Origin of the sequence: Corynebacterium sp. HMSC078H07, from assembly GCF_001812805.1 — a bacterium.
GTDB lineage: Bacteria > Actinomycetota > Actinomycetes > Mycobacteriales > Mycobacteriaceae > Corynebacterium.
In genome coordinates this window covers 74555-91184 of the sequence record NZ_KV810511.1, presented here as the reverse complement: position 1 = coordinate 91184, position 16630 = coordinate 74555, and the positions used below count along the sequence as shown (strand labels likewise).

Here is a 16630-nt window from a genome sequence, read left to right as displayed (position 1 = left end):
GCGCGCGACGGCGCGGGGCTCTGAAGGAGTGGGGAGGGAGGATTTAGTCGAACTCGATGATCTGGCGTAGGGCCACGCCATCGGAGAGGCGGTCCATTGCGGTGTTGATGTCCTCGAGCTTGATGTGGTCAGAGATGAGGGCCTCAGCGTTGAGCTTGCCTTCGCGCCACAGTTGCTCGTACTTCGGGATATCCTTTGACGGAACGGAGGAGCCCAGGTAGCAGCCGTGCACGCGGCGTGCCTCGGCGGTCATCACCAGCGCGTCGATAGTGATGGTGGAGCCCGGTGCCGGCAGACCCACGGTCACGGTTAAGCCGCCTGGCGCGGTGACCTTGTAGGCAGTCTCTAGTGCCTTCGGGTGGCCGGCGGCCTCAACCACAGCAGTGAACTTCTTACCGGACTCTTCTGCCTCCTGCGGGGTCATGGCAGAGGTAGCGCCGATCTCGATGGCCTTCTCGCACTTATCCTTCTGCATGTCGATGCCGACGATCTCCTTCACACCGAGCGCAGCAGCAGTGATGATGGCGGCCATGCCCACACCACCGAGGCCGACGACCGCAATGCTGTCCTCCGGCTGCGGATCGATCTCGTTGAGGATGGCGCCGCCGCCGGTGAGGATGGCGCAGCCAAGGATGGCGGCGATGTCCGCTGGGACGTCGGAGCCGACGGGCACAACAGACAGTTCGGAGACAACTGCGTGCGTAGCGAAGCCAGAGACACCGAGGTGGTGCTGGATGGTCTCGCCGTTGCGGGTGAGGTGGCGGGTTCCGCGAATCAGGGTGCCTTCGTTGTTGGTCTTGGAGCCAACCTCACACGGCATCTTGCCGTCGGTCTTACAACCAGCGCACTCGCCACAGCGAGGCAGGAAGGTCATGACGACGTGGTCACCTACCTTGACGTTGGTGACACCAGGGCCGACTTCCTCGACAATGCCAGCGGACTCGTGCCCCAGCAGCATCGGAAGCGGGCGTGGGCGGTTGTTGTTGACCACGGAAAGGTCAGAGTGGCACAGGCCGGCTGCGGTGATCTTCACCAGAATCTCGCCCTCGCCGGGGCCGGTGAGCTCAAGTTCGCTCACAGTGATGGGCTTCGAATCGGCGTAGGGGCGCTCGTCGCCAGAGCGCTCCAAGACGGCGCCGCGAATGGTGAGAGTGTCAGACATGGTTACCTCCAAACGTGGGATGAGCTAATGTCTCGAAATCTACGTCACTAGCTCGGCGTGGAAGGCACAATGACATGTGGGAAACTACACCGTAGTGCGAAGTTGATGTGGATTGATCTATCCACGTAGGGAATGGGCACGCAGTGCAAGGAACACGTCGAGACCGCGCTGGCCGACGGCCCAGTCCTCACCCATCAGCGACACAATCCGGTCCAAGCGCTGGCGCACGGTATTGGGGTGAATGAACATGATGCGCGCAGTCTGCGGGATGCTGTGGCCGGACAACAGGTACTGGTGAGCAGTGCTGGCGAGCTCGGTGGAATTCTCTTCGTCGTAGCGAAGGAGTGGGGCAATGGTGTGCGTCGAGAGCAGCTCGAGGGCATGCGGGTCTGCTCCCAAGATGAGTCCCACTGTGCCCAGGGTCGATTCAGTGACGAGCTGTCCGCGCAGGCTGAGCGCGATGGCAGAGTCAAGGTAGGCCATAGCCGAATCGTGGGCGCTGCGTGCAGAATCCACCCCGCTAAAACCAATGGCCGATACAGCCAGGTCAGGATAGGTTTCAAGTAAAGAAGCAAGAGCCTTATCGATGGCCCTTTCAGGCTGATACAGCACGCACACGTGTTGGTCATGATGAGTGATGGCGGCATGACCGGGTAGGAGGTGCTCTAGCTGCGGGCGGGTGGGCAGGCCCTTCTCGGAGTTTAAACCGAGGAAATAGAGCTGAGTTGATGCCGTGAGGCTGATGCCCGTGAGGTGGCGTAGGCGGGCTATTTCCTCGCGTCCAGCGTTGCCCAGCGCTACGGCGTAGACGAGGTCGTCGACTTTGCGCGCGGTGGCGTCGACAAGCGCTTCGGCGAACAATGCGATGGAGGTAAACGCGGCGGAGGCATGGCTGATGACGCGGAGTTCGGTATCACTTAGCTCTTTGTCCACACCGATTGTGCCCAGTTCACGGCCATTAAACTCCACGGGGAACGTGCTGGCCGGGGGAGTTTCCGGGGCGTCTTCTGTGGTCCACAGCGTTACTGGCGCGTCAAGGCTCTTAGCCAGCACGCGTTCGAGTTCCTCGAAGCTGGCGTTGTTCATGAGCACATGGAGCAGATGTGTGTTTACCTCATTGAGCCACTGCAGCTCTTCGATGTGTCGGCTCAGCGCTATCTGCGAGCGGGTTAGCTCCGCAACGGATTCGCCCTGGCTCTCAATGACTTGGGCATTTTCCAGCGCCACGGAGGTGATAGAGCCGAGCACCTCCAGTGCTGCGATTTCCTCGTGCGTGTAGTGGCGTGGGTGCCGGTCGCCCACGAGGAGCGCTCCGATGGTTTTCCCACCTATGCGAATCGGGGCCCCGAGGATGCCCCGAATGCCTTCGGCTTCCACTGCGCGATCCACGTAATCCACATGCGTGACATCAGGATCGGCCGAATGATCATAGGTCCATGCTGGGCGGTTGGTAGCGGCCACAATGCCGAGAATTCCCGAACCCATCGGCATGTTGATGGTGCGGAATTCCTCGGTCACGACACCGCTGGTCGCCAGCACCTTGGTGAAGCCGGTGTCCTCATCATTGAGGCTAAGGTAGCCCACGTCCGTACCGATAGTGCTGCGCGCATGCCGCACAATAGCCTGGAGGATATCTGTCGAATCGCGACCAGCGTTGAGCATGTGGGAGACGTCGAGAAGCTTCGTCGACATCACCCGCCACGTGTGATTGGCGCGCATAGTCTCTTCCACAGCCCGCAGCGCGCTAAGCTCCTCGGCCGCCAGTTGCTCGCGCAGCTCGTCGGGGACACGGGTGCCGCTGGCAAGGTGGGAGAGGACGGGGCCGAGGAGAGACATGCCTACAGCTTATTAGGGTTAGACCTTCTTCTTGGTACGCGGACCGGGCTTGTTCGCACGCGGGATGGGCTTACCCGTAATGAGTGCGTGCAGCTTTCCGTCACCGATCTGCATTTCTTCGGGAAGGTCCCCGGAATCGACCTCGGTCATGATTTCCCTAATGAAGTCAGACTCGGGGATGGAGGAATTGCGGGCGATGGCGGTGAGCTCCTGCATCTCTTCGTCGGAGAGGTGGTTGTCATTCTCAAAGCGCTTCTTGAGCAGCTCGCGTGCACGGCGGCGTAGGTCTGCTTCAGACTGCAGATCCTCGCGGTTCTTCAGCCACGCAAAGCCGATGATGAACATGATGGCGATGCCCATGTAGCCCAGAATCGGGTAGACCCAGCCGATGAGGTTGGAGAAGCCAATGAAGGAAAGGACGAAGCCGATGAGCACGGAGATGACGTAGACCTTGTAGAAGTGCTGTGGCTTGCCACGGGTCAGGCGCTTAGCAAAGGCGTAGAACATGCCGATGGCGGTGTTATAAATCATGCCGTAGATAGCAACGGACATGGCAAAGCCAAGCCATGGATGGATCTGCTCAATCATGGCCAAAGTCGGCATTTCGGCCTCAGTGATCGGGCCCACGGAAACGTAGAGGCCGCCGACTAGGACTGCCAGCAGGAACAGGAAGCACAGGCCGCCGAGAATGCCACCGTAGCCCACTTCCTTGGCATCGAGGAAGTTGCCGCCGATGACGATCATCATGGAGACCACCACGATGACGTTCAGGCCCAAGTTGTTGATAGCGGAGACCCACCAATTCGGAAGCGTGGTGGGAATGTTCTGCGCCTGCTCGTTGAGATGCGACCAATCAGGGTTGGACGTCAACACGGTGTAGACGGTGCCGATGGTCAGCAGGACGATGATGAACGGGGTGATAGCGCCGATGGCGATAGTCACCTTGTCCACGTCAAGCCGACCAGTCAGCAACGTGAGGACCAGCATGAGGATCGCGCCGATCCATACCGGCCAGCCCCACTGTTGATTGAGGTTGGTGCCGGCGCCGGCAAACATGGCAAAGCCGATGCAGAAGAGACAGGTCAGCGTGGCGACATCGAGGATCTTCGACACGATGGGGGTGGACACCGCATTGAACACGGAGGTGTGCTCCTTGGCGCGGTGATAAGAACCTAATTGAAGAATGGTGATGCCGGAAATAGTCATGGCGAGGGCTGTGACGATGGCGCCGACAACACCCATGTTGCCGAAGGCAACGAAGTACTGGAGGGCCTCGCGTCCCGAGGCAAAGGACGCACCTGCGAGCACGCCGATAAAGGCCATCGCGATGCCGAATGAGCGCTTGAGCATGATAAACCTAACTGTTAAAGGATTGAAACTTTTGCTTATGCGAACGGGGCAGGCTGCCTTTAAAAAATGGGAGCCTGCCCCGTGGGTCAGTGGTGGCTGCTAGCTCGTCACCGCCTTGATGAACTCAGCGATTCCAGCGAGCTCTTCTTCGCCGCGGTCAATGATGGCGGCGGAAGTAAACAAGCCGTGGTGGTATCCCACGAGGTGCTTGTGCGTGACATCCACACCAGCCTTGGCCAGCTTGCCGGCATACTCGATGCCCTCATCCGCCAGCGGATCGTTGTCCACCGTGATGACGAGTGACGGGGGCAGGCCCTCCGGTAGCTCTTCCAGCAACAGTGGGGAGAGATCCGTGGCGGTGCGCTGGGATTCCTCCGTGACGAAGGTATCGATGAACCAGCGCATGGTGTCCGACGCCAGCGGGAAGCCTTCCTCCAAGCGCTTGTAGGAAGCACCGTTCTCGGTGCGCTCACGGGAGCAATCCGTGATCGGGTAGAGGAGGATTTGGGCGCTGAGCTTGGCGACGTCATCAAGCACCGCGAACTCATTCGCCAACGTGGCAGCCAGCTGGCCGCCGGCCGAGTCGCCGGCGACCGCGATGGAGGTCACGGTCAGTCCGTGCTCAGCCTCCGGGTTGGACAGCCAGCGGTAGGCGGCGCGGCAATCGTCGATAGCCGCCGGGTAGGTGTGCTCCGGGGCGAGGCGATAATCCACCGCGACGACCGGGAGACCGGTCAGCACCGCGATACGGCGTACCGAGGAGTGGTGGGTCTCCAGGTTTCCCATAAGCCAGCCGCCGCCGTGCATGTAGAGCACTGCAGGGGTGTCCTGGCCGCGCTCCTCCTCCGGGCGGGGATCGTAGAGGCGAACCTGGAACTCGTCGACCTGGAAATCCGTGGTTGCGGGTACCTTCTCCTCATGGAGCGGGTTGGTGTGGGCTGAGGCTACGTAGTTCTCACGCACCTGCGGGATGGGGAAATTGTGGAAGGACTTCGCTCCACCATCGCGGAAAGGTTTCAGCGCCTTCCACGCATCCTCAGCGACGGGACGCCCGGAATATTCGTCGTGCAGCGTGTGCATTGTGAAACTACCTCCTAGACCAGCTCGTAGTCGTTGAGCTCGAGCTCGTCGGTGAGCTCGTAGTACTCAGCAACGTTGCCGGACCAGTTGTTGATAACGCGGCCTTCCTCGTTCTTGTACCAGGAGGAGCAGTCAGCGGAGAACGCAGATGCCTCAAGTTCCTTCTGGATACGGGTGTTGAACTCGTCGATGACGTTCTTCTTCACGTCGAGGGCTGCCTCCGGGTTCTCGCGCAGGTACGCAACGGCCTGGGAGATGTAGCGGTCCTGTGCTTCGAGCATGGCCACCACGGAGTGGTGGTTGAGGTTGGTGTTCGGGCCGTAGAGCATGAAGAAGTTCGGGAAACCATCCACGGACATGCCCAGGTAGGCCTCCGGGGAGTTGCCCCAGCGCTCGCGCAGATCGACGCCATCGCGGCCAGCAATCGGCAGGTCACCCTGGAACTCCTGGGAGTGGAAGCCGGTGGCGTAGATGACCACGTCGAAATCATGCTCCGCACCGTCGTCGGTACGGATGCCGGTCTCGGTGAACTTTTCGATGCCAGCGGTGATGAGCTCTACGTTGTCACGGTTGAAGGTGGGGTAGAAGTCATCGGAGCGCAGGATGCGCTTGCAGCCGAAGGCGAAGGTTGGGGTGAGCTTCTCCACCAGCTCCGGGTCATCGACCTGGGAACGCAGGTGCTCCATGGCCTGCTCGACACCCTCGGCAGCGGAATCGGTGCCCTTGCGGGTGCGGTCGAAACCTTCTTCGCGGACATCGTGGATCTCCTGGCGGATGGCGCGGTAGGAATCCGGGTTCTCCTGGAACTCCTTGGTCTCTTCCTCGGTGAAGATGACCTGGTTGCGCGGCAGGATGTAGTTGGCGGAGCGCTGAAACACGGAGAGCTTCTCCGCAACCTTTGCTACCTCCGGAACCAGCTGGACAGCGGAAGCCGCGTTACCGATGACGGCAACCTTCTTGCCGTTCAGGTCGACGTCGTGGTTCCACTCAGCGGAGTGGAACTGTACGCCCTGGAATGCCTCGCGGTTCGGGAAGTTCGGAACCTTGGGCTTGGAGAGCTGGCCCCACGCACCGACGAAAACGCGGCCGTAGTAGGTTTCACCGTTGGCTTCGATCTCCCAAGCCTTGAGGTCTTCCTTCCACGCAGCGTTGGTGATGCGGTGGTTGAACTTGATGTGATCGTAGAGGTTGAACTCCTCGGCAAGTGCCTTGAGGTAGCCCTGCATCTCGTCCTGACCGGCGAACATGCGGGAAACACCGAGGTTGAGGAAGTAGGAGTAGCAGTAGATGAGAGCCTGGGTATCGCAGGCAGCGCCCGGGTAGGTGTTGTCGCGCCAGACGCCGCCGACCTCGTCGGCTGCCTCGAGGATGAGGAAGTCCTTCTGCTCGTCGCGGACCAGCTGGGCGCCCATGCCCAGTCCGCCGTAGCCGGTGCCGAGGATGATGCAATCGTAGATCTTCATGGTGTGTGACTCCTTAAGTCGTTGTAGTGGGGGAGGCCGTTGCCTCCAACGGCATGGATTGTGTGGTGGGGTTTAGTTTGCGCGGATGGCTTCAGCCAGGACGTGGAGGCCGTCGCGCAGGGTGGACTCGTTGATGACCAACGGCGGGAGCAGGCGGATGACGTTGCCGTCGAGGCCACAGGTGAGGATGAGCACGCCCTGCTCGCGGCAGGTCTTGGCTACCTTTGCGGTGAGGTCAGCATTGGGCTGGTTGTTGTCATCAACGAGCTCGATGGCGATCATGGCGCCGCGGCCACGAATCTCAGCGACGGTGTTGAGCTCCAACAGCGGCTCGAGTTCCTCGCGGATGATGGCCTCAATCTCGCGGGCACGTCCCTTGAGATCGTGCTCCTCCATCACCTCGAAAGCAGCGAGGGAGGCAGCACAGGCCACCGGGTTACCAGCGTAGGTACCGCCCAGGGAGCCCGGGTCTGGGGCGTCCATGATTTCGGCGCGGCCAGTGACAGCGGAGAGCGGCATGCCGCCGCCCACGCCCTTGGCGGTGGTGATGAGGTCCGGGATGATGCCCTCGTCCTCGCAGGCAAACCAGGAGCCGGTGCGGCAGATACCTGCCTGGATTTCATCGGCGATGAAGACAACGCCGTTGTCGGTGCACCATTCCTGCAGTGCAGGAAGGAAGCCCTTGGCCGGCTCGACGAAGCCGCCTTCGCCCTGGATGGGCTCGATGATGACGGCGGCCAGCTCCTCAGTGCCGACGTACTGCTCGATGTAGCGCAGGGTGCGCTCGGCTGCTTGTTTGCCGTCGAGGCCGTCACGCAGCGGGTAGGACATCGGTGCGCGGTAGATATCGGCAGCCAGGGTGCCAAAGCCCTGCTTGTACGGCTTGTTCTTGGCGGTCATGGTCATAGTGAGGTTGGTGCGGCCGTGGAAGGCACCGTCGAAGACCACGACGCGGTTCTTGCCGGTGTAGCGGCGGGAAATCTTCACGGCGTTCTCAACTGCCTCGGCACCAGTGGAGAAGAGAACGGTCTTCTTCTCGTGAGTACCCGGGGTCAGCTCGTTGAGTTTCTTGGCCACCTGAACAAAGCCCTCGTAGGGAGCGTTGAGGAAGCAGGTGTGGGTGAGGTGGCTAGCAGCTTCGGCGACTGCCTTCGCTACGCGCTCGTTGGAGGCGCCCACGCTGGTGACGGCGATGCCGGAGGCAAAGTCGATGAGGGTGTTGCCGTCGACGTCGACAAGCACGCCACCGTCGCCATCGGTGACGAAGGCCGGGTAGCCGGGGATAACGCCTGCGGCGACTTCGGCCTGGCGTGCGGATTCCAGCTCCTGGCTGCGCGGGCCAGGGATGGCGGTGGAGACATTCCGCTCTTGGGGGAGGCGGTGCTTGAGATCCTGCATGCTGTCTACTCCTTTGTGAGGTAAAGATCTGGATTTTTATGATGCAGGTCATTGTTATGGCTACACTGAGGTTGGCGCCATAGACAATCTGGCGAAAGATGGGTGAAGATTTGTCCACTTTGGATACAGGGGTAACTGCCGGGCTGGAAGAGGGAAGCGTTTCCCTCACTTGGTTGGCTAATCAACCCGATCTGGGGATCGATATTCTGCACGATTGCGGGAGTGCTTTTTCCGTGATTCACCCCTGTGAGCTGCGCGATCCTCGCGAATTTGTGGGCGATGGGGCCGTCATCCTGCTCACCGGAATGGCTTTTGAAGGACAGCCTGAGGAGCTAGCAGAGTACATCCGTAGGGTGGCAGCAGGTGGGGTGACGGGGGTGGGCTTCGGCGTTGGCCTCGCCTTTGCCGAGGTTCCGCCCGGCATGGTTGAGGCCGCCCGGGAATGCAACATTTCGCTCTTCACGGTGGCGCGGCGCGTACCTTTCGTCTCGGTGCTGGCGCGTTTGCACGACGAGTTGCAGCGCCAGCGTGAGGAGGGGCTAGAGCGTTTCATTGCCCAGCAAGGCGCGCTGAACGACGCCGCTGTGGCCGGCCTCGATGCCCTCGTGGACAAGACCAGTCGCCTCCTGGGCGCACATTCCTGTCTCGTTGATAAAGATGGGCGCGTGTTTGCGCAGTCCACTTGTCCTGGGCTGCCTCCCGTGGATTGGACGCCGGTGATTGCCGATACCCGCGCCCAGAACTTTTACGCCGCGTGCCGCGTAGGCGGGTGGAACGTCTTGGCCCAACGCTTGGCCGACCACGGAGCGCGCTCCTTCGGACTCTTGGCAGTGGCGCGTGACGGCTTCGGTGTCAACGAGCGCGCGCTGCTCAAACAGGCCGCAGGCCTAGCGGAACTCACCGTGAAGCGCCCGCAGGAGCTGCGGCGCACCCAAAACGAACTCAACTCCATGGCTTTGGCCATCCAGCTGGGGTTGGACCAACCGGAAGACCCTATGCGCCGTATCTTCCACCTCGTGGGTGATGCGCAGGGCCGGGTGCGGCCGGTCCTGGTGAAGTCTGAGGGGGAGCGCGCCCACCGGCGTTTCATCCAGGCCCTGGACGCCCGTCTCCAAGACCACGGGCGGTTGCTCTTTGAATACGAGCTGGATAAGTCCTCCGGCCTCCTGCTCTTTAGGGGAAGCCGAACGATGAAGAACCTGCAGGATTTGCTGCGCGATATTCGCGGAAGCAAGCGCATTGTCGTGGGCCAGCCCATGCCGTGGACTGAGCTGGGGGTGGGGATTGTCCGCGAGCTGGAGTCCTTCGCCTTCGGGCTGCAGCCGGGCATGCTTGCGGGCCCGGAATCGCGCACTTTGAGCTGGACTAGGGATCCCCGCGTCAAGGGGGCGGTGCACAACCGCGCGAAGGAGACCTGGGGCAAGGTGCGTGCCTTTGATGCCGAGCACGGCACCGACTTGGCGGAAACCCTGGAGGTCTACCTGCGCGCCGGTGGGCAGGTAAGCCGCACCGCTGAGGAGTTGCACTCGCACCGCCATACCGTGCGCAAGCGCATCGCGGATTTGGAGGAATTATTAGAGGTTGACCTCAAGGACCCCCTAGTGGCGGCGGAGCTACTTATCCTTGGCGTGAGCGCTCCGGACTGAGTTCTTAAGAATCAAGGCTGAGCAAGAGCAGCTCCGCGCGGGTGACGGGATTGCTCAGATCGACGCCGCAGAGTTGCTCTATCTTGTCCAAGCGGGCGCGCACGGTGTGGCGGTGAACGCCGAGCTCCGCGGCGGCGGTGGCTAAGTTGGCGTTGCCCACGAGGAAGGAGCGCAGCGTGGCGCACAGTTCGGCGTTGTGCTGCGCATCGTGCTCGGCAAGAAGGCTGACCGTCGCTGCGCGCCGGGCAGCGAGGGCCTCGGGGACTCCGGGTTCTGCCAGCCAGGTGGGGGCAGCTGAATCGAAGGCCTCCACAGCACCGAGGGGCAGGCTGCGCGCGTGGCTCTGGAGTGAGGACAACAGCGTCGGTGTCAACGCCTGCCATTGAATGTGCTGCAGGATGGACGTTCGGAGGTAGCGGGTGTGTTTCCCGCTTAAGCTCGGATGCGCGGTGCCTGGCGGAAGCGCGATAAGTGCGGAATCGTGTTCTGGGCGGATGAGACTGAGAGGCTCGGCTTTTCCGATTTCGCTCAAAGCCCGCGCGAGGCGGGAGGGGGACGGTGCGGTGAGGAACAGGATATCCACGAGGTCATGGCTATCGACCATGTGGAAGGCCGCCTGCAGGGCGGGGGAGTCAACCCCGGCCAGTTGGGCGTCAAGTGCCAACGCCCCGAGGATCGTGTGCGCAGTGGTGTCGGGGTGATCCAAGAGCAGGCTGGCTAGGCCGGCGAGGTGCCGGATGAGCGCGCGGGAGTAGGAATCGAATTTCTCTGCACGCGTTACCGCGATGGCCCAGCGCCGTCCCGCCGAGCCGAAGATGCTGGTGATGGTGGCGCCTGTGCTTGTCGACGTCCCCGTTCCCCGCCCCGTCTGCTCCGCGGCCCCCACCGCGGCGTCGGCTGCGCTGAGCTGGCCGCGATCGCTGCGGCTGACCACCGCCCCGGAGGAACTGGCTACGGCTACCGCAGCGCCGAGTTCTTTACTGGCTTGCACGACGAGTGCCCCGATGCTCACGGCCGCGGCTTGATTGAGGCGCTCTTGTTGACGGTGGAGTGCAAACTGCGCGTTGTTGTCTAGGCGGGCCTGTTCTTGAGCCACGGCCGTGGTGATGGACACGAAACGGGTGGCGCGTGGGACCTCAAAGAGGGCGAGATTGTGGTGGGAGCAGGCGTGAATAAGTTCCGTGGGGACCTTGTCAAAGGCCAGCCCGGTACCGAAGCCGATGCCCTGCACGCCGGCCGCGGCAAGGGCTGCACCGTAGCGCTCGAACCCTTTCGTGTCATCCTGAAAGGCAAGTCCCAAAGTAAGCATGAGCGCGCCGGGGGAGGTGAATTCAGTAGGGTCCGCGAGTTCGGAGGCGTGGATCGTGTTGAACGTGGCGCTAGCGGTGACGATGCTTCGCAGGTTTAAAGAGCGCTGGTTGAGCAGCCAGCGGAAGGAAATCTCACGCATGATGGACAGACTACACAGTTGAATGGAGAAAATTTATACACTTTGTCCATATCGAGCAGAGGGTGGTGGAGGCCACACTAAAGGGCACACTATTCATCCGAGCACAAAAGGAAGACAATGCAGGAACTTCAGTACCACATTGAGCAGTCCCGCCACTTGGGCCAGCAGGTCCCGGGCCCGAAGAGCGCCGCCCTGGATGAGCGCCGCAAGAACGCCCTCCCCGCGGGCATGGCGCCGTCGCTTCCGGGCTACGTGGTGGATGCCGATGGCGGCATTCTTGCCGACGCCGACGGCAACCGCTTCATCGACCTCGCCTCCGGTATTGCCGTGACTTCCGCTGGTGCATCCAACCCAGCCGTCGTTGCTGCTGTCCAGGAGGCGGTAGCGCACTTCACCCACACCTCCTTCACCATCTCCCCGTACGAGTCTTATGTGGCCGTGGCAGAAAAGCTCAACGAGGTCACCCCGGGCGATCATCCGAAGAAGACCGCGCTGTTCAACTCCGGCGCGGAGGCCGTGGAGAACGCAGTAAAGATTGCCCGTAACTACACCGGCAAACGCGGCGTTGTGGTCATGGACCGCGCCTTCCACGGCCGCACGAACCTGACCATGGCGATGACCGCTAAGCAGTCGCCCTACAAGAACGGCTTTGGTCCCTTTGCTCCGGAAATCTACCGCGCGCCGATGTCCTACCCGCTGCGCGATGGCTTGAGCGGTGCCGAGGCTGCCAACAAGACCATCACCATGATCGAGCAGGAGGTTGGCGCGACCAACCTGGCCTGTGTTGTTGCTGAGCCGATTCAGGGCGAGGGCGGCTTTGTCGTCCCAGCTGAGGGCTACCTTGCAGCAATCCAGAAGTGGTGCAACGACAATGATGTCGTCTTCATCGTCGACGAGATCCAGGCGGGCATGATGCGCACCGGTACCTGGTTTGCCTCCGACCATGAAGGCATCGTTCCAGATATGGTGACTATCGCTAAGGGTATTGCCTCCGGCATGCCGCTGTCCGCAGTGACCGGTCGCGCGGAAATCATGGATGCCCCGCAGCCAGGTGGCCTGGGAGGTACCTACACCGGTAACCCGGTGGCCTGTGCTGCTGCACTGGCAACCTTCAAGGAATTCGAGGAGAAGGACTTCGGTGCGCGCGCCCAGAACCTCGAGAAGATTGCCCGCGAGGAGCTGGAACCCATCCTGGGCGATGAGCGCGTGGCCGAGTTCCGCGGCCGCGGCGCCATGCTGGCCCTCGAATTTGTCACCGCAGAGGGCGAGCCGGATTCCGAGCTGGTGCACAAGATTGCCGATGCCGCCAAGGCAGAGGGTGTTCTTCTGCTGACCTGCGGTCTCGACCACAACGTCATCCGCTTCCTGCCTTCCCTGGCCATCCCGGAGGATCTGTGGCGCGAGGCGCTGCAGGTGGTGGTGAAGCAGTTCAACGAGTTCAAGTAGTTCGTTCTTTGGCTCACCCGGATTCTTCCGGGTGGGCTCATGTTTTATTAGTCATCGGAGAAGTCTTTGTCCAACAAAATTTCTGTTCCGCAGCGGGATGAGTCTACGGCGGAGTTCAAGCCAGCACTATCGTTTGCACAGGGCATTGCCCTGATTTTCGGCACCAATATCGGTGCTGGTGTCCTCTCCATTCCTTATGCCGCTCGCAACGGTGGTTTCCTCGCCCTTATTATTGCCCTGCTTGTGGCGGGTACGCTCACCACCATTTCCATGCTGTACGTAGCTGAGACCGCAATGCGTACCAAAGCCACGCTGCAAGTCTCTGGATTGGCTGAGCACTACCTCGGCCAATGGGGCAGGTGGTTGGTCTTTGTCGCCATCATCGTCAACGGTATTGGTGCACTCATCGCCTATGCCGCCGGTTCCGGTGACCTGATCAACAACATCTTCGGCTTGCCGCCGCTTCTGGGAACCTTGATCTTCTTTGGATTTGGGTCCTGGGTGATGTATCGCGGGCTGCACACCACAGGCAAGACTGAGGGTGCTATTACCGCCGGCATGGCCATCATTATCGCCGTGCTCTGCGGATGGACAATCCTGGGCCCGGGAATCAAAATTGAGAATCTCCTGGTTCTTCACCCCTTCTTCATCGTCCCGATTCTGAACCTAGCGGTGTTCTCCTTCTTGGCACAGTATGTGGTTCCGGAGCTCGTACAGGGTATGGATCCGGCCAAGCCCCAGGAGACCGCACGGGCGATTGTGGTGGGTATGTGCATCACGGGCTTTACTCTGGCGTTAGTTCCCTTTGCTGCCCTCGGTCTCCTTGGCATGGAGGTCACCGAAGTGGTGACCATTGCCTGGGGTGAGGCTCTCGGACCAGTTGCCTATTACTTGGCCAACATCTTTGCTCTGGCAGCCATGCTGACTTCCTTCCTGGCGATTGGTTTTACCACCATGCGCAACGTCTTGGACATCTTCCACTGGGAAGGCCTGAAGGGACAGCGCATTGTGGCAGTGGCACTGACGGTTGTTCCGCCACTCGTGATTTCCATAGCTGGTCTCGGTGGCTTCGTTGCGGCGTTGTCCTATGCTGGTGGTTTCGCGGGCGCCATCATGTCCGTCATTCCGGTGATGCTGTTGCACGCCTCCCGAAAGAAGGGAGACCGCGACCCAGGCTGGAACGTGGGCGGACTCGCACACCCTGTAATCCAAGGAACCATCATCGTGGTCTACGTCTTGGCCTTCATCTATTCGATCATTTCCATTCTCGGATTGGTGCCGGCAGGCTGGGCTTAGTACTAGCCTGTGGACGTGGCACTCGCCTACATGCCAAAGTTCTTGCCAGATCTTGAGGCGGGAGCAGTGGTTTTGGCAGATCGGGCAGTTGCGGCTTAGACCTAGTTCTAGATCGTGCCGAAAACACGAAAAGGCTGGGCCGCTCCTTGATACGGGAGCGGCTCAGCCTTTTTGGCGTGCGTGCTAGTCGATGACCTAGAGGTGCAATGGCTTAGAAGATTCCGTGCTTATGTAAAGCCTCGCCATCGGACGGAACTTCAGCAATCGCATCCCACAGCTCGGCAATCTTGCCGTCCTCGACGCGCCACAACTCGCAGTAGGAGTGGCGGGCGCCGGCGATGCTGCCCTCGGAGTGAGTCAGCACGAACTGGCCCTGAGCGATGGTGCGGTGAATGCGCTCATACTCAAGCCCCTCGCCGTCCTCTCGTAGTTTGGTGAGGAAGTCGACGCAGTTCTGGGCGCCATCGGCAATGTCGGGAGAGTGCTGGGCAAACTGATCATCGCGCGTGTACTCGATGAAACCGGAGTAATCGCCGCTGATGAGTGAACGTTCAAAGAACTCGGTGACGAGCTGCCGGTTCTGTTCAGTAAGGTTTTCATCGCCCGGATCGGTGGGGCCATCAAGCTGTGTGCGGCCGCTTGCGTTTGGTTCTGCCTTAGGGACGAGGTTGTCCCAGTGCTCGACAATCTTGTCGCCCTCGACGCGGTAGATATCGAAACCAACGAAAGGTTCTTCTTCGATGCCGTCGAACTGTCCGTGCAATGCGACTAAGTTGTGAGCCTCATCCGCGATGACACGGGCGTTGGTGTACTTCAAACCATCGCCGAGGTCGTCCACGAACTTCTTCAGACCTTCTGCATCGTTGGCGATGAGCGGTGAGTGCTCAACAAAGTTGTCGGCGAAGTGCTTGTCTAGGACGGAGGTATCGTGCCCGTCGAAAAGCGCGGTGTGGACATCGAGAACAAAGTGTCCCAGTGAACTCATGATGTCTCCCTTAGTTTGCTACGAAGTAGGTGCACTTGTTGACGAACTCATCCATGCCGTACGGGCCCAGCTCGCGGCCATAACCGGAGTTCTTCACGCCACCGAATGGCACCTCCGCGCCCTCAGCGGCGTAGGTGTTGACGTTGGACATGCCCACCTCAAGCTTCTGGCCAATCTTCTTCGCGCGCTCGACGTCTTGGGAGAAGACGCAGCCGCCAAGGCCGTATTGCGTGTCATTGGCCAGCTTGAGTGCTTCTTCGTCGCTGCTGACCTTGAACACGGTGGCCACGGGGCCGAAGAGTTCTTCGTAGTAGACGTCGGAGCCAACGGGGACGTCGGTAAGCACGGCGGGGCTCAGGTACGAGGACTTCTCATCGACCAGCTCACCGCCGACGTGCAGGGTAGCGCCGGCAGCAACGGCGTCATCGAGCTGCTCCTTGAGCTTCTCGGCGGCACCGCGCGAGGATAGTGGTGTGTAGACGGTCTCGGATGCGTCCTCCGGCTTGCCGGGCTTCATGGCCTTGGCCAATTCGACGAGCTCGGCAACGAACTCATCGTAGATATCCTCCATGACGATGAGGCGCTTGTTGGAGTTGCAGGCCTGTCCGGTGTTGTAGAGGCGGGTCTCCCACGCATCCTTGGCTGCCTGCTTGACGTCATCGGTGTCAAGGATGATGTACGGGTCGGAGCCACCGAGCTCGAGGACTGCCTTCTTGAGGTTCTTGGCAGCGATGGCACCGACGGCAGCGCCGGCACGCTCGGAACCGGTGAGAGATACGCCGCGCAGCTCCTTGTGCTCGATGATCTTTTCAACCTGCTCGTGGGTAACGAAGACGTTGGTGTACACACCTTTGGGCACGCCGGCATCATCCATGATTTTCTGGATGGCCAGCGCGGAACGCGGGCAGATTTCTGCATGCTTCAGGATGATGGTGTTGCCCAGCATCAGGTTGGGTGCTGCAAAGCGGGCAACCTGGTAGTAGGGGAAGTTCCACGGCATGATGCCCAACAGAACTCCGAAGGGGCGGCGCTGGATGTAGGCTGTGCCATCCATCTCGACGGGGATTTCCTCGTCGGCGGCGAACTTCGGACCGTTACCGGCGTAGTAGGAGAAAATAGCGCCGCAGAACTCGGCCTCCTCCACACCTTCAGAGACTGGTTTGCCCATTTCGGTAGCGATGATGTCAGCTAATTCGTCCTTGCGCTCTTCGAAGAGCTCACCAACGCGGGTGACAATCTTGGCGCGCTCCTCAATGGGAGTCTCGCGCCAACTGAGGAAGGCCTCGTGAGCGGTGTCGACGGCTGCGAGTGCTTCCTGTTCGGTGATGTGGTCGAAGGTCTCCAGTACCTCGCCGGTAGCGGGGTTTTCTACACGAATTCCAGGCATGATGTTGTCCTCCTGTGGTCGTTAGTCTGACGGGGTGATCCCCTTTATAGCGCTGCCATGTGATGCGCGCCAATAAATTTTTACTCTATGGCTTTTATCTCACTGTGAGGTAGGGTCGCGCTGGGAAAAGA

General features: G+C 60.7%; 12 protein-coding genes. 3 read left to right on the top strand and 9 right to left on the bottom strand.

The annotated features are described in order from the left end of the window. Window positions 1–43: 43 nt before the first annotated feature. The 6 genes from HMPREF2875_RS10345 to gabT (HMPREF2875_RS10320) form a co-directional block, all read right to left on the bottom strand. On the bottom strand, window positions 44–1162 hold the full coding sequence (locus tag HMPREF2875_RS10345) for an alcohol dehydrogenase catalytic domain-containing protein (protein WP_070672898.1): 1119 nt from the start codon (window positions 1160–1162) through the stop codon (window positions 44–46). 117 nt (window positions 1163–1279) lie between these two features. After that, on the bottom strand, window positions 1280–2998 hold the full coding sequence (locus HMPREF2875_RS10340) for a helix-turn-helix domain-containing protein (protein ID WP_070672896.1): 1719 nt from the start codon (window positions 2996–2998) through the stop codon (window positions 1280–1282). Between the two features lie 18 nt (window positions 2999–3016). Then, on the bottom strand, window positions 3017–4348 hold the full coding sequence (locus HMPREF2875_RS10335; protein WP_070672894.1) for a YkvI family membrane protein: 1332 nt from the start codon (window positions 4346–4348) through the stop codon (window positions 3017–3019). A 99-nt stretch (window positions 4349–4447) separates the two neighbouring features. Next, on the bottom strand, window positions 4448–5428 hold the full coding sequence (locus HMPREF2875_RS10330) for an alpha/beta hydrolase (protein WP_070672893.1): 981 nt from the start codon (window positions 5426–5428) through the stop codon (window positions 4448–4450). A gap of 14 nt (window positions 5429–5442) precedes the next feature. Further along, a complete protein-coding gene (locus HMPREF2875_RS10325; protein ID WP_070672891.1) occupies window positions 5443–6891 on the bottom strand; it encodes a flavin-containing monooxygenase in 1449 nt (482 codons plus the stop codon). Between the two features lie 72 nt (window positions 6892–6963). Next, on the bottom strand, window positions 6964–8289 hold the full coding sequence (gabT, locus tag HMPREF2875_RS10320) for a 4-aminobutyrate--2-oxoglutarate transaminase (RefSeq protein ID WP_070672889.1): 1326 nt from the start codon (window positions 8287–8289) through the stop codon (window positions 6964–6966). A 233-nt stretch (window positions 8290–8522) separates the two neighbouring features. Between gabT (HMPREF2875_RS10320) and HMPREF2875_RS10315 the strand changes: the two genes are divergently transcribed. Then, window positions 8523–9935, top strand: coding sequence for a helix-turn-helix domain-containing protein (locus HMPREF2875_RS10315; protein WP_246817093.1), 1413 nt, complete (start codon window positions 8523–8525; stop codon window positions 9933–9935). A gap of 4 nt (window positions 9936–9939) precedes the next feature. On the opposite strand, the gene HMPREF2875_RS10310 is transcribed toward HMPREF2875_RS10315, so the two are convergent. Then, on the bottom strand, window positions 9940–11385 hold the full coding sequence (locus HMPREF2875_RS10310; protein ID WP_070672887.1) for a PucR family transcriptional regulator: 1446 nt from the start codon (window positions 11383–11385) through the stop codon (window positions 9940–9942). 117 nt (window positions 11386–11502) lie between these two features. On the opposite strand from HMPREF2875_RS10310, the gene gabT (HMPREF2875_RS10305) reads away from it, so the two are divergent. Beyond that, complete coding sequence (gabT, locus tag HMPREF2875_RS10305) at window positions 11503–12831, top strand: 4-aminobutyrate--2-oxoglutarate transaminase (protein ID WP_070672883.1); 1329 nt, start codon at window positions 11503–11505, stop codon at window positions 12829–12831. A 66-nt stretch (window positions 12832–12897) separates the two neighbouring features. After that, complete coding sequence (locus tag HMPREF2875_RS10300; RefSeq protein ID WP_070672882.1) at window positions 12898–14127, top strand: aromatic amino acid transport family protein; 1230 nt, start codon at window positions 12898–12900, stop codon at window positions 14125–14127. Window positions 14128–14338: 211 nt separating this feature from the next. Here HMPREF2875_RS10300 and HMPREF2875_RS10295 read toward each other — a convergent pair whose 3' ends face one another. Both HMPREF2875_RS10295 and HMPREF2875_RS10290 read right to left on the bottom strand, forming a co-directional pair. Continuing rightward, window positions 14339–15112 carry a nuclear transport factor 2 family protein gene (locus HMPREF2875_RS10295; RefSeq protein ID WP_070672880.1) on the bottom strand — a complete coding sequence of 258 codons (774 nt, stop codon included), beginning with the start codon at window positions 15110–15112 and terminating at the stop codon, window positions 14339–14341. A 10-nt stretch (window positions 15113–15122) separates the two neighbouring features. Next, entirely contained in the window at window positions 15123–16499 is a 1377-nt protein-coding gene (locus HMPREF2875_RS10290) for an NAD-dependent succinate-semialdehyde dehydrogenase (RefSeq protein ID WP_070672877.1), read from the bottom strand. Window positions 16500–16630: the final 131 nt, after the last annotated feature.

Coding starts and splice junctions, on each gene's coding strand:
- gabT (WP_070672889.1), bottom strand. CDS start 8,289: ATGCAGGATCTCAAGCACCGCCTCCCCCAAGAGCGGAATGTCTCCACC.
- HMPREF2875_RS10345 (WP_070672898.1), bottom strand. CDS start 1,162: ATGTCTGACACTCTCACCATTCGCGGCGCCGTCTTGGAGCGCTCTGGC.
- HMPREF2875_RS10330 (WP_070672893.1), bottom strand. CDS start 5,428: ATGCACACGCTGCACGACGAATATTCCGGGCGTCCCGTCGCTGAGGAT.
- HMPREF2875_RS10335 (WP_070672894.1), bottom strand. CDS start 4,348: ATGCTCAAGCGCTCATTCGGCATCGCGATGGCCTTTATCGGCGTGCTC.
- HMPREF2875_RS10295 (WP_070672880.1), bottom strand. CDS start 15,112: ATGAGTTCACTGGGACACTTTGTTCTCGATGTCCACACCGCGCTTTTC.
- HMPREF2875_RS10340 (WP_070672896.1), bottom strand. CDS start 2,998: ATGTCTCTCCTCGGCCCCGTCCTCTCCCACCTTGCCAGCGGCACCCGT.
- HMPREF2875_RS10290 (WP_070672877.1), bottom strand. CDS start 16,499: ATGCCTGGAATTCGTGTAGAAAACCCCGCTACCGGCGAGGTACTGGAG.
- HMPREF2875_RS10310 (WP_070672887.1), bottom strand. CDS start 11,385: ATGCGTGAGATTTCCTTCCGCTGGCTGCTCAACCAGCGCTCTTTAAAC.
- gabT (WP_070672883.1), top strand. CDS start 11,503: ATGCAGGAACTTCAGTACCACATTGAGCAGTCCCGCCACTTGGGCCAG.
- HMPREF2875_RS10325 (WP_070672891.1), bottom strand. CDS start 6,891: ATGAAGATCTACGATTGCATCATCCTCGGCACCGGCTACGGCGGACTG.